The 10,458-nt window shown below is 45.1% G+C and carries 11 protein-coding genes; 10 read left to right on the forward strand and 1 reads right to left on the reverse strand.

Annotated elements, in window-relative coordinates; all coding sequences use genetic code 11:
* Window positions 1–135: 135 nt before the first annotated feature.
* The 5 genes from AC5WOE_RS18650 (at window position 136) to AC5WOE_RS18670 (ending at window position 4,414) form a co-directional block, all read left to right on the forward strand.
* Window positions 136–1,245 (forward strand): citrate/2-methylcitrate synthase, encoded by a 1,110-nt coding sequence (locus tag AC5WOE_RS18650; protein WP_496051332.1) that lies wholly within the window; start codon window positions 136–138, stop codon window positions 1,243–1,245.
* 101 nt (window positions 1,246–1,346) lie between these two features.
* A complete protein-coding gene (gene icd, locus AC5WOE_RS18655) occupies window positions 1,347–2,612 on the forward strand; it encodes an NADP-dependent isocitrate dehydrogenase (RefSeq protein ID WP_496053217.1) in 1,266 nt (421 codons plus the stop codon).
* Window positions 2,613–2,623: 11 nt separating this feature from the next.
* Window positions 2,624–3,565 (forward strand): malate dehydrogenase, encoded by a 942-nt coding sequence (gene mdh / locus AC5WOE_RS18660; RefSeq protein ID WP_496051334.1) that lies wholly within the window; start codon window positions 2,624–2,626, stop codon window positions 3,563–3,565.
* 142 nt (window positions 3,566–3,707) lie between these two features.
* On the forward strand, window positions 3,708–3,965 hold the full coding sequence (locus AC5WOE_RS18665; RefSeq protein WP_496053218.1) for an AbrB/MazE/SpoVT family DNA-binding domain-containing protein: 258 nt from the start codon (window positions 3,708–3,710) through the stop codon (window positions 3,963–3,965).
* Window positions 3,956–4,414, forward strand: a complete 459-nt coding sequence (locus tag AC5WOE_RS18670; RefSeq protein WP_496053219.1) for a type II toxin-antitoxin system VapC family toxin — start codon at window positions 3,956–3,958, stop codon at window positions 4,412–4,414. Before AC5WOE_RS18665 ends, AC5WOE_RS18670 begins: the two co-directional genes overlap by 10 nt.
* Before the next feature lie 81 nt (window positions 4,415–4,495).
* On the opposite strand, the gene AC5WOE_RS18675 is transcribed toward AC5WOE_RS18670, so the two are convergent.
* Window positions 4,496–5,230 carry a hypothetical protein gene (locus AC5WOE_RS18675; protein WP_496053220.1) on the reverse strand — a complete coding sequence of 245 codons (735 nt, stop codon included), beginning with the start codon at window positions 5,228–5,230 and terminating at the stop codon, window positions 4,496–4,498.
* A 91-nt stretch (window positions 5,231–5,321) separates the two neighbouring features.
* Between AC5WOE_RS18675 and AC5WOE_RS18680 the strand changes: the two genes are divergently transcribed.
* The 5 genes from AC5WOE_RS18680 (at window position 5,322) to AC5WOE_RS18700 (ending at window position 10,240) form a co-directional block, all read left to right on the forward strand.
* Complete coding sequence (locus AC5WOE_RS18680) at window positions 5,322–5,480, forward strand: hypothetical protein (protein ID WP_496053225.1); 159 nt, start codon at window positions 5,322–5,324, stop codon at window positions 5,478–5,480.
* Window positions 5,413–5,745, forward strand: a complete 333-nt coding sequence (locus AC5WOE_RS18685; RefSeq protein WP_496053221.1) for an IS3 family transposase — start codon at window positions 5,413–5,415, stop codon at window positions 5,743–5,745. The genes AC5WOE_RS18680 and AC5WOE_RS18685 overlap by 68 nt, the downstream gene beginning before the upstream one ends.
* A 23-nt stretch (window positions 5,746–5,768) precedes the next feature.
* Window positions 5,769–6,761 carry a hypothetical protein gene (locus AC5WOE_RS18690; RefSeq protein WP_496053222.1) on the forward strand — a complete coding sequence of 331 codons (993 nt, stop codon included), beginning with the start codon at window positions 5,769–5,771 and terminating at the stop codon, window positions 6,759–6,761.
* A 295-nt stretch (window positions 6,762–7,056) separates the two neighbouring features.
* Entirely contained in the window at window positions 7,057–7,965 is a 909-nt protein-coding gene (locus tag AC5WOE_RS18695; protein ID WP_496053223.1) for a hypothetical protein, read from the forward strand.
* A gap of 325 nt (window positions 7,966–8,290) precedes the next feature.
* Window positions 8,291–10,240: an AMP-binding protein gene (locus AC5WOE_RS18700; protein ID WP_496053224.1), complete on the forward strand. Its 1,950-nt coding sequence runs from the start codon at window positions 8,291–8,293 to the stop codon at window positions 10,238–10,240.
* Window positions 10,241–10,458 lie beyond the last annotated feature (218 nt).

Raw genomic sequence — 10,458 nt, forward strand, 5'->3', positions numbered from 1 at the left:
TTTCTCGGATATAATATGTATCGTGTTTTGATAATCGAAAAAATTTCTTAATGACACAGGTATGAAAACGTTTACTTACCTGATTTTTTTAGGTGCCTGTCATTTTTGTTAACGATGGATAAGGAGCGATAACACATGGTAGTTAAAGGCTTGGAAGGTATTACAGCTCTCTCCTCAGAAATTTGCTCCATTATCGATGGAGTATTAACGTATCGTGGTTACAATATCGATGATTTAGCCGAGCAATCTACTTTTGAAGAAGTAGCATTCCTACTCTGGCGCAATCATTTGCCTAACCAAGAGGAACTAGCTGAACAAAGGAAAGCATTTCAAGAAAACGCTGCAATCTCTGATCAACTAATCAATCAAATCCGCTTATACCCTAAAAATTCACATCCAATGACTACACTTCGCACCGCAGTTTCAGCTCTATGTATGTTTGATGAAGAAGCAGAAGTAAATACACCAGAAGCAAATCAACGAAAAGCTATTCGCTTAACTGCAAAAATACCGACAATTATCGCTGCTATCGCTCGGATACGTGATGGTTTAGAACCAATCGCACCACGTACTGATTTGGGATTAGTGGCTAACTTTCTATATATGCTACATGGTAAGGAACAGTCAGAAGTTGCTGTTCAAGCATTAGATAAAGTATTGATCTTGCAGGCAGATCATGAATTAAACGCATCTACCTTTGCCGCACGTGTTACAGCTGCTACTTTAGCAGATATGTATTCGTCTGTAACAGCGGCTCTCGGTGCTCTCAAAGGACCATTACATGGTGGTGCAAATGAACAAGTAATGGTGATGCTGCGTGAAATTGGGTCTCCTGAAAATACAGAGCCATATATCTTAGATAAATTGAACAATAAAGTGAAAATCATGGGATTTGGACATCGCGTATATAAAAATGGTGATCCGCGTGCCAAGCATCTCCGTGTAATGTCCAAAAAACTAGGTCAACAACATGGAGATACCAAATGGTATGATATCTCGGAGACGGTAGAGCAATTGGTTACAACAAACAAAGGGTTAAAACCAAACGTAGATTTTTACTCTGCGACCGTTTACCATTACTTAGATTTAACCGAAGACTTGTTCACTCCATTGTTTGCAATGAGTCGAATTACAGGTTGGACTGCACATATTATGGAGCAATACCACGATAATCGTCTCATCCGCCCACGCGCAGATTATGTTGGCAAAACGGATCAAAAATATATACCTATCGAAAAAAGATAACTTCAAGGGGATATTTGCATCCCCTTTTCCCTTTATCTTTTTATGAAAAGGGTAAATGGTTAAACATATGGGATGGTTTCAAATAAGAGGAGGTACATAATATGACTGGTGAAAAAATTACGGTACAAAATGGCAAATTGAATGTTCCTAATCACCCTATCATTCCTTTTATTGAAGGAGATGGGACAGGCCCTGACATTTGGGCAGCCTCGAAAAGAGTATTGGATGCTGCTGTAGATAAAGCCTATAAGGGGGAAAAGAAGATTGTTTGGAAAGAAGTTTTTGCTGGAGAAAAAGCTTTTAATCAATCCGGCGAGTGGCTTCCTGAAGAAACATTAGATGTTATTAAAGATTATTTAGTTGCCATTAAAGGACCATTGACGACACCTGTCGGTGGAGGAATTCGCTCCCTTAACGTTGCTTTGCGCCAAGAGTTAGATTTATATGTCTGTTTGCGTCCTGTTCGCTATGTAGATGGAGTTCCAAGTCCAGTAAAACGTCCAGAAGATGTAGATATGGTGATCTTCCGTGAAAACTCAGAAGATATTTATGCAGGTATCGAATGGGAAGCAGAATCTGCTGACGCACAAAAAGTGATTCAGTTTTTACAGCAAGAGATGGGTGTCAAAAAAATCCGCTTCCCTGAAACATCTGGTATCGGGGTAAAACCAGTTTCCAAAGAAGGTACTGATCGTTTAGTTCGCGCTGCTATTGAATATGCTCTTCTGCATAAACGCCCAAGTGTAACACTTGTGCACAAAGGCAACATAATGAAATTTACCGAAGGTGCTTTCAAACAGTGGGGTTACGAGTTAGCTGAGCGTGAATTTGGAGATAAAGTATTTACTTGGGCACAGTATGACCGCATTGCAAAAGAACAAGGAAAACAAGTTGCAGATCAAGAACAGCAAGCAGCAACAGAAGCTGGAAAAGTGATTGTAAAGGACGTAATCGCAGATGCTTTCCTTCAACAGGTTTTGACCCGTCCAAAAGAATATGATGTAATTGCTACGTTGAACCTAAACGGAGACTATATTTCGGACGCATTAGCAGCTCAGGTAGGTGGCATCGGTATTGCTCCAGGAGCAAATATTAACTATGTGACAGGACATGCCATTTTTGAAGCAACCCATGGAACAGCTCCTAAATATGCTGGACTTGATAAAGTGAACCCTGGTTCGGTTATTCTTTCTGGAGTTCTCATGTTGGAGCATCTTGGATGGCAAGAAGCAGCAGATCTGATCCATCAGTCTCTAGGGAAAACCATTTTGGACAAAACGGTTACATACGATTTCGCTCGTTTGATGGATGATGCAACAGAAGTAAAATGTTCAGAGTTTGCCAATCATCTTATTCAAAATTTGTAGGAGGAAATAGCATGGCAGCTATTAAACGTCGTAAAATATCTGTAGTTGGTGCAGGATTTACCGGAGCCACTACGGCATTGATGCTTGCGCAAAAAGAACTTGGAGATATCGTGTTAGTAGATATTCCACAAGCTGAAAATCCAACAAAAGGGAAAGCCTTAGATATGTTGGAAGCTAGTCCTGTACAAGGATTTGATGCAAATATTACTGGTACTAGCAGCTATGAAGAGACAGCAGATTCCGATATTGTCATCATCACTGCTGGGATTGCCCGCAAACCTGGAATGAGTCGTGACGATCTAGTAAATACCAATGCGAAAGTTATGCGTGCCGTTACAGAACAAGTAGTAAAATATTCTCCTGAGTGTATCATTCTCGTACTTACCAACCCAGTAGATGCAATGACTTATGAAGTATATCGTACATCTGGGTTCCCAAAACATCGTGTTATCGGACAATCTGGAGTACTGGATACCGCTCGTTTCCGCACCTTTGTGGCACAAGAGCTAAACATTTCCGTTGAAGACATTACCGGTTTTGTACTTGGTGGTCATGGAGATGACATGGTTCCACTTGTACGCTATTCTTACGCTGGTGGTATTCCACTGGAAAAGTTGATCTCCAAAGACCGCTTGGAAGCAATTGTCTCACGTGCTCGTACAGGCGGCGGCGAAATCGTCAATCTGTTAGGCAATGGCAGTGCTTACTACGCACCAGCTGCCTCTTTGGTACAGATGGCAGAAGCAATCTTAAAAGATAAAAGACGTATCCTTCCAGCGATTGCTTATTTGGAAGGGGAATACGGCTACCAAAACATATACCTTGGGGTACCAGTTGTTCTCGGTGGTAATGGGATTGAGAAAGTACTTGAACTCGAACTTACCGAATCAGAGAAAGCTGCCCTCGATAAATCCGCTGATTCTGTCCGCAATGTGATGAAAGTATTGAGCTAAACCATACACATGAAAAAACCCTGTCTAAACACTAAATTTAGACAGGGTTTTTTTGTATTGGAAAGAAAAAATAGGTTGTCAGAATAAATAGGGTACATGTGTGATAAAATGAAAATATATCAGAAATAAAATGGAGGTTTAGATGATGGATCGTGCCTTACGTCTTGAGAGTGAAATCAAACAAAGATATCAAACTACCATCCCGAAAGATATACGAGAACAAGCAAAATTAGATATTGGTGATGAGTTGATTTGGAAATATGATGAGTTACGTGATGAAATCATTATTATCCGAAAGCCAACTAAATTCACGGATGCATTTTGGGGACTAGGCAAAGAACTATGGAAAAAAGAAACTGCTGATGAGTATGTGAAAAAGGAGAGAGAAGGGTGGGAGTAAGCCGATTTTTTGCTGATATTCAGCGAATAGCTGTGGATACAAATCTATTTATTTATGCTTTTGAACAGCATCCTAGTTATGGAGAAACAGTAAAAGCCGTTTTAGAGGTAGTAGAAGAAGGCCGAGTAGAAGCGATTGCTTCTGTTATTACATTTACTGAAATCTTAACTAAACCCATTCGAGAAGGTGATGAAGCACTCGAAAAACGTTATCGCATCCTCTTTTCTCATTTTCCTAACTTGTTTGTTGAACCTGTAAGTGTAGAAATATCAGAACAAGCTGCCTATCTACGTGGAAAGTATAATTTAAAGACACCGGATGCACTAATTTTAGCAACAGCTATTACTTCAAATGCGGATTTATTTATCACTAATGATCAAAGATTATCTTCCGTCAAGGAAATTCGAACAATGACGATCGAAGAGGTTAAAGAAGCAATTCTTAAGTAGTTTTACATGGATAAACATTTATGTGGCACCCGGAGACAATAGCTGACAGCTATTGTACCGGGTGTTTGTCACAGGTGGAGCTTAAGGACGTGCTGCCCTTAACAGTTCCTTTACCTCCAGCATAAGTGCGGAAGGATCTCCTTCCAGCCTCAGTAGCTCAGCGGTCAGAATCTCGACGGCTCGTGCAGCAGTGTTCATGTACTGCCGCTGGGTTCTGACCTTTCGCTTCAGATCGATGAACTCGGAGTTTTCGAAAACTTGGATTTCCAAGACTCTGATCCTACGGTGCAAGGAAGTGTTTGTTGCACGTAGGGCTTTTGTCCAGAACTCTCTCAGTTCGTCGAACTCGACCACTCCTGCGTCGAGAGCGTGTTCCAGCTCGGAGATGGTTTTACGCAGCTTTGCAGTCTCTTCGTTATAAGAGGAATTGAGCTGTGTGAGTTCTTCTTCACATGCTGCTCGCTGCATCTGAAGAGCCCTGCTCATCGTTGCTCGCAGACGAGAAACCTTCTCAGCGTGGGCTTTCTGACGCTGTTGAGCTTCCTTTTGCAGCTGAGTTTCTGCGATTCGACTTGTATCAGTTTCCTTCGCAGCCCAGCAACTCGGGTTGCTAGTTCGCGATTTTGCCGATAGGCATCTCCATTCTGGAGTTCGGAATTCCTGTGGGTGAGTTGGGAAACCTGCGTAGCCAGCTTCCCTTTTTCTTCCTCCAGCTTCTGCTTTTCTTCCCGAAGCTGCCTCTTGTTCTTGTCGACAAAGTACAGGGGAATACAGAGGGCAGATGTGAGAAGACCGAGCACTGTGAGGAAGTACCAAAAAGGGACGTACATTCCAACCTCCTGTGACAATAACACTATCTTATACTATTTATTAATTTTGTTATAGTAAATCGATGGAGGGGGATTAGTTGGGCAAACCATTTTTAGTAATCAATAGTTTTACAGGGAAACATGGTATTGGAAATCCAGCAGCGGTATTTTGTGATTCATCTGGTTTAAATGACCAGCAAATGCAAGCAATTGAGGGGTTTTGCAACAAACACGGGTGGTTTTATTGGTTCAAATAAGCGTAGCCTTCTAAGCAGGTCGATTAGCGAGAAAGCATTCCCTTATGACAACGCTGTGGCAGAAGCTACTTTTATAAGCATAAAAACAGTATTTGTGTATCAAATGACGTTGGAAAGCTTGGAACAACTGACAATCGAATTTTGTGACTATGTATACTGGTTCAACAAATTTCGTATTCATGAAACGCTTGGATATTTAATCCCGGAAGAATACAAACTGTTTCACCTTAAAAAATGTTTTAGTTTAGTGTTGAAATTCCAGTAACCAATCCAAATGTTGGGGCTTTTATGCAAATCATCTTGGATAATAGAAGGCTTTTGTATATACTCATAAGAAAGAGGTCATATGACCTGAGGATCACCGACACGAGATTGGCCAAGCACATGTACATGGACGATAAGACGGTCATCACCATGCCCGAAGGCGTGCGTCCCATCTACACCAAGTACGCCATCCAGCAGTGGACGGACGGCCAGCGAGAGCTGCTCGTCACCTGGGGTGAGCACGTCGCGGAAGACGTGCGCCGGGGGATCCCGGTTATCAACTTCGGCGAATGGGCTGGCCTCAAGGGCCTCGACCTGACCATCAAGCAGCAAGAGGTGTTCGCCGTCTGGGGTGCCCACATCGAGAAGCAGGTGCGCGAGGGCAAGACGCCTTCCACCGTCGGCACGATCTGGGGGAGTGACGTCGACCTCATCGGCACGGAGCTGAGGGTCAACATGTCCCCTCGTCTGTTCCCCGAGAAGCTCATCGAGGGACTCGTCCCCCGCATGAACAGCCCGCAGTTCTCGGAGGTCTACTTCGAGGACCCGGAGAACATCGGGCGAGTCCTCGGAGGAGTGCCCAACATCCGCTACGAGGGGGACCCGACCGAGCACAACATCTTGCTCGGCGTGCACAAGACCGGTCAGCTCATGACCATCGCCATCGGCGGGATGATCACGGACGACATCGCCGCGACGAGCGACCCGCTGTACACCAACGCCGTGGAACGGCTGTTCAAGGAGGGCGGATTCCCGATCAGTGCGGCGCGTGAGCACGATCTGGCATTCCTGGCCAAGGACGGCGACATGTACCACGCCATGCCCCGGGTTTCCTTCATCGAACCGGTGGAGTGGGTCCGGGAGCACTTCGTGGGCCGTGAGAGCGATGCGTTCACCACGCTCGTGATCGTCCCCGCCACCCTGCCGGACATCCAGCGAGTCTGCGCCAAGTACGCGGACAAGCTCAAGGTCTGGTGGGTGATCGAGGAGATCGCCAAGCTGGCGTATGGAGTCTGATCGTGCGGTGATCCGACTGTGACGCTGTAAGGCGCCACACGCCCTGTTCTATCTGACTGCTGATGCAGATCACGATGGAGCAGGGCGTCCGCATTTTAAAGGGGATTGTTTATATATGGCTAAGAAGGCGGGACTGGGAAGCTGATGGTTCGAGGAGAGTATCTAGCACTCGAATAATGCTAATTTTGGTAACTTTTATGCGAATCGCCTTGGATGATAGGAGGTTTTTGTATATACTCATAAGGAAGAGGTCGTATGACCTAAGGATCACCGACACAGATGGGACAACAAGAACATGCAGTTCATGGACGACAAGACGGTCATCGCCCTGCCGGACAAAGTGCGCCCCTACTACACCAGGGACAACACCCTGCGGTGGACGGACGCTCAGCGAGCGGTACTCGTTCAGTGGGGCAAGCTCGTCGAGGAGAATGTGCGTCGGGGGTTGGAGGCTCCTGCCTTCAATGACCGAAGCGAACTGTTCGGCATCGACTTGTCGACAGAGCAGCGACCGGTGTTCGCTGCCTGGGGCGAGAAGATCGCAGCCGACGTGCGTCAGGGAAAGAAGCTCTCCACCGTCGGCACGATCTGGGGGAGTCATGTCGACCTCGACGGTTCGCTGCTCAAGGTCGACATGTTCCCGGCCCTGTTCCCCGAGAAACTCGTTGAGGGACTCGTCCCCCGCGTGAACAGCCCGCAGTTCTTGGAGATTTTCTTCGAGAATCCGAAGAACATCGGGCGAGTTCTCGAAGGAGTTCCCGACATCCGCTACGAAGGGGATGTGAACAACCCGACCGAGCACAACGTCCTGCTGGGGATCCACAAGACCGGTCAGTTCATGAGCATTGCCACTGGCGGGATGCTCTCGGACGACATCGTCGCGGCGAACAATCCTCTCTTCGCCAACTCCGAGGACCGGCTGTGGAACGAAGGCGGATTCCCGATGAGTGCAACGCGTCGGTACGATCTGGCCTTCCTGGCCAAGGAAGGCGACATGTACCACGCGATCCCCCGGATCGCTTTCCGCGAATCGATGAAGTGGGTTCGGATGCGCTTCGTGAGTCGCGAAAGCGACGCGTTCACCACGCTCGTGATCGTCCCCGCCACCCTGCCGGACATCCAGCGAGTCTGCACCAAGTACGCGGCCGAGCTGAAGGTCTGGTGGGTGATCGAGGAAATCGCCAAGCTGGCGTACGGAGTCTGATCGTGCGGTGATCCGACTGTGACGCTGAAAGCTGTGAAGCTTGAGGCGCCACGCGCCCTGTTCTATCTGACTGCTGAATGCAGATCACGATGGAGCAGGGCGTCCGCATTTAAAAGGGAATTACATATAGTTTTTGTGTTATACTTCTTCTGCTTCCAATGCAAACCAACTTTGTAGAGAAAATATCCTCATTGAAATATGATAAAATGAAAAATGCAAAAGGTTTCTTACACTTCTATATGTAAGCGCTTTATTTTTATGTGAGCAAATTAGACATTTGACTGGTGTATCTGTACTACCTATTTTCAAAGGGGAGTTGCAGACTATGGGTGAAACAAAACATACTTATTTACCGACCTCTGTAAAATGGGAAGACTCCAATTTGTATCAATTGTTGGCAGAGCAAGGTTTTTCTTCGATCGATCAACTTCATCGAGCGGTAGAGAAAAATCCAGCATGGTTTTGGGGAGAGATGGAGAAGGCTATTGGTTTGACATGGCGCAAAGCCTATACGAAAGTAATGGATGATTTGAGAGGAATAGCTTGGACACGATGGTATGTGGATGGACAAACAAATGTAGCATATGATGCGGTAGACAAGCATGCTAAAGGACCTCTAGCATTCAAAAACGCGATCATTTGGGAAGCAGATGACGGCAAAACAAGAAAGCTCACTTATAATCAATTGTCCATCGAAACGGATCAGTTTGCTCATGGTTTGCTAAGGTTGGGAGTGAAAAAAGGAGATCGAATTGTGCTCTATCTCCCTATGGTTCCCGAAACAGTTGTGGCCATGCTGGGGGCTGCAAAGATTGGTGCTATTGTTATCCCTGTATTTTCTGGCTATGGAGCAGATGCAGTTGCTGCAAGGGTAGAAGATAGTGGAGCGAAAGTATTGATTACTGCTGATTATTTCTACCGGCGTGGGAAACAGGTTCCTATGGGTAAAGAAGCAGTGAAAGTAGTCGACAAATGTCCTTCTCTTTCCCATGTTGTAGTAGTGCAAAGGGATTCCGATACACTTAGTTCCAGCAACAAATGGTTAACCTATCGATCTTTACTGGCAGGAACGCCGAACACTAGCCCGCTCGTGTGGCTGGAGTCAGAAACACCTTGTATGTTGCTGTATACTTCTGGAACGACAGGAAAGCCAAAAGGAACTGTTCATGTTCATGTTGGCTTCCCTTTCAAAGCTGCACAAGATTTGAAGTATGCATTTCATTTTCAGCAGGAAGATACACTCTGCTGGGTGACTGATATGGGATGGATGATGGGGCCGTGGATGGTTTTTGGAGCATTGCTGCTTGGTGGAAGCATTGTTTTATACGAAGGAACAGCCGACTATCCAAATTGCGGTCGACTTTGGAGTTTAGCAGCCAAACATCGGATCACTCATCTCGGTGTTTCCCCAACAGCAATAAGAATGTTGATGAGTCAAGGTGATAATTGGATAGAAGGACATGATCTGACTTCCTTAAAAGTGTTTGGTTCTTCCGGCGAGCCATGGAACAAGGAGCCATGGATTTGGTTATTTGAAAAAGTAGGTAAAAGTCGCTGCTCGATTGTCAATTACTCTGGCGGTACAGAGATTTCAGGTGGTATATTGTCTAGTTTTCCCGGCCTTCCCTTGCAGCCTTGTTCTTTTCATGGACCGATACCCGGAATGATCGTAGATGTGGTTGATCAGAAAGGTTCATCAGTAAAAAATGAAGTCGGGGAGCTGGTGATTCGGCAGGCTTGGCCGGGAATGACAAGAGGTTTCTGGCAGAATGCCGATCGCTATGAAAAATCATACTGGTCTCGTTTTCCTGATACATGGGTGCATGGGGATTGGGCAAGAACCAATGAAGAAGGCTATTGGTTTATTGAGGGACGCAGCGATGATACGCTGAAAGTTGCGGGAAAAAGAGTTGGGCCGATTGAATATGAGTCAGCACTTGTTTCTCATGAAGCAGTAGTAGAAGCTGCTGCGATAGGTATACCTGACGAAGTAAAAGGAATGGTTGCTGTTTGTTTTGTTACATTGCAAAAAAATGTTCAGGCGAAAAAAGAATTGGAAGAAGAATTGAAAACAGTAATAATGGAGAAATTAGGTAAGCCATTAAAACCAAAAGCTATTCATTTTGTAAATGAGCTGCCCCGAACAAGAAATGGGAAGATTCTAAGAAGGGTTATCCGTACTGCGTATCTAAATGAGGCTTTAGGAGATTTATCTTCAATAGAGAATCCAAAATCTATTATAGAGATCGGAACTTTATGGACAAAAAGACAATAGTGCCATATATGTGGACTGGGCGAATTCGAAAGAGTGCCCAGTCTTTGTCTATGACAGCTCTGAATAACCTTCTTATGTTCTTCATAGGGCTTTTTTTGTATAAATTATGGTTCAAAGGATAAGAAACATTCTAATTTTACATTAAAATGACAACCTAAAAGGGAAAAGTTATGACTAACGAGGAGCATCCACTTAAAACCATCCTTTAAGTCAGTGAA

It is taken from the genome of Shimazuella sp. NTD248, assembly GCF_059510395.1.